Source organism: Archangium sp., from assembly GCF_036389735.1.
In the GTDB taxonomy this organism is placed as follows: domain Bacteria; phylum Myxococcota; class Myxococcia; order Myxococcales; family Myxococcaceae; genus Archangium.
The window spans coordinates 1-2,483 of record NZ_DASVWK010000630.1 but is presented as its reverse complement, the minus strand read 5'-3'; the positions used below and the strand labels follow the sequence as shown (position 1 = coordinate 2,483).

Genomic DNA, 2,483 nt, shown 5'->3' with positions numbered 1-2,483 from the left:
GAGACGCAGACGCCCCCCGAGCTGAACGGCGAGGGCACGAATGAAGGATCGCCGGGCAACCCCCAGACGGAAACGCCTGCCCCCACTCCCTCCTCGCCCGTACCGACTCCAGCACCGGCTCCCGCTCCCGCTCCCACGTCGAACAAGGACGCGTTTGGCATCACCCAGCTCTACCCGACGAAGCCGGGGGGCGAGACGTGGTCACTCAAGACCGAGGCGCTGAGCGACTCGCGCTTCGACCCGCGGGACACCATCACGCGCAACGCGGATGGCTCCTGGAAGCAGAAGAGCGGCCAGGTGCGCATGCACGCCTTCACCTCCACCGGCTACGACTCGAAGAGGATTCCCTCGTATGACCGGGATGTCCTGGCGGGCCGCGGCTACATGCAGGCGCCCAACGATTGGAAGAACGTGGAGATGACGGGCTATGTGAAAGTGAACGCCGCCAGCGACATGAGCGACAACTTCGCCTGGTACGCGCGCGGGGGTCGCCACAACGACTCGCTGGCCTGCGAGGGCTCCTCGTACAAGGGCAGCCTCCACTACGACGGCCGCGTGCGCTGGCAGAAGGAGACCTGGCACGTGAGCTACGAGCAGACCGCCTACAAGCCGGGCACCAGCTCGCTCAAGGGTCGCTGGGTGGGCTTCAAGTCCATCATGAGGAACACCACCTCCCATGGGAAACCCGCGGTGAAGTTGGAGCTGTGGCTCAACGAGAACGCCGACAAGGTCACCTGGAAGAAGGTCTACGACACCGTGGATGACGGCCAGCTCGGCGGTGATGCCTCCCACTGTGGGGGCTCCGTGGATGCCATGCCCATCACCTGGGGCGGGCCCATCGCCACCTTCCGCTGGGACAGCGCCTCGGACGTGGACTTCAAGTGGCTGAGCGTCCGGGAAATCACCGAGTAGGTAGGGCCCGGGTCAGCTACCTGGGATGACGGTTGGGACGCGGGTATTTCCACCATCCCCGCGCCTTTTTCATGCCCGGTGCGCGACCTCTGCGCGGTGCTCAACCCTCGTCTCGTACCCAAGGGCCATGGCCGCATCCCTCCCCCCTCACCAGCCTTGCCGCGCCCCGAACCGTACAACTCGTACTCCGGTGGCATCACTCCGGGCCGGTGTTACCGCCGACTCGGATCTCGCGGGGGAGCATCCATGCAGATCACGTTCCTCGGGCATGCCGGCTTCATGGTCGAAACCCAACACGCCCTGGTGGTCGTGGACCCGTGGCTCTCTCCCGAGGGTGCTTTCGACTCGGCGTGGATGCAATTTCCGCGCAACCACGACCTCGCTCCCCTGGTCCGCGAGAAGTTGGAGAACTCGACGAAGGAGCGCTTCCTCTACATCAGCCACGAGCACAAGGATCACTACGATCCCGCGTTCCTGCGCACCCTGACGAAGCGGGACTTCACCGTCGTCATCGGTCGCTTCCGCCGTACGGCGCTCCAGGAGGAGTTCGAGGCGTACGGGGCCAGGCGGATCATCGCCTGCGCGGATCAGCAGGAGGTGCCCATCAAGGGCGGCTACCTCAAGCTCTACCTCACCGACTCGGGCACCAACCGGGACTCGGCCCTGCTCGTCCAGGCCGATGGGCAGAGCTTCCTCAACCTCAACGACTGCAAGATCCACGATCGGCTGCCGGGCATCGTCGCGGAGGAGGGGCCGATCGACATCTTCACGGCCCAGTTCTCGGGCGCCATCTGGCACCCCACCTGCTACGACTACTCGCGCGAGACGTACGCGGATCACTCGCGGCAGAAGCGTGGCAGCAAGTTCGAGGCGGTGGCACGCGCCATCGAGACGGTGCGGCCCCGCGTCTACCTGGCCTCGGCGGGTCCGGCCTGCTTCCTGGATCCGTCGCTCTTCCACATCAACCTCGAGCCGGTGAACATCTTCCCCCGCGCCTCGGAGCTGTTCACCTTCCTGAATCACCGGCTGGCGGGGCAGACGCCGCGCCTCCTCGAGCCCATGCCCGGGGACGTGCTCGACGTGGGCATCGGGGACCTAGTGACGCTGGCGCCCGAGCGAGTCACCGATGAGAACGTCTCGCAGTACCTGCGCTCGTACGCGGCGCTCCAGACGCGCGTGTTCCGCGAGCGGCGGCGCAACCTGATGCTGGAGGAGGTGGATCGCATCCACCTGCGGCTGCGCGAGGAGCTGCAGCACAAGCTCAATGCCTTCTCGCTGGCGGACCGGGTGTCGATGCCCCTGTACATGGGCCTCATCGAGCTACCCGAGCAGCTCATCCGCGTGGACTTCCGCGCGCGTCGGGTGGACGTGGTGGGTGAGGTGCGCGACTTGAGCCGCTACACGTTCATCACGAGCGCGGCGGATGTGGTGCGCGTGTTGGATCGCAAGCTCAACTGGGAGGACTTCCTGCTGTCCTTCCGCTTCCGGGCCTCGCGCGCACCGGACGTCTACGACGCCACCCTGCACAACTTCATCGCCGCCGAGGTGGAGGACCTGCGCGCCATGTGCGA

Annotated in this window: 1 protein-coding gene and 1 pseudogene; both read left to right on the top strand. The window is 66.2% G+C overall.

Annotation, left to right across the window (positions count from 1 at the left end):
• Window positions 1–912 (top strand): annotated as a pseudogene (locus VF794_RS22055) (carbohydrate-binding protein); the annotation flags it as partial.
• A 246-nt stretch (window positions 913–1,158) separates the two neighbouring features.
• Window positions 1,159–2,483, top strand: a 1,325-nt coding sequence (locus tag VF794_RS22050) for an MBL fold metallo-hydrolase (protein WP_331113504.1), incomplete at its 3' end; no start/stop codon positions are given.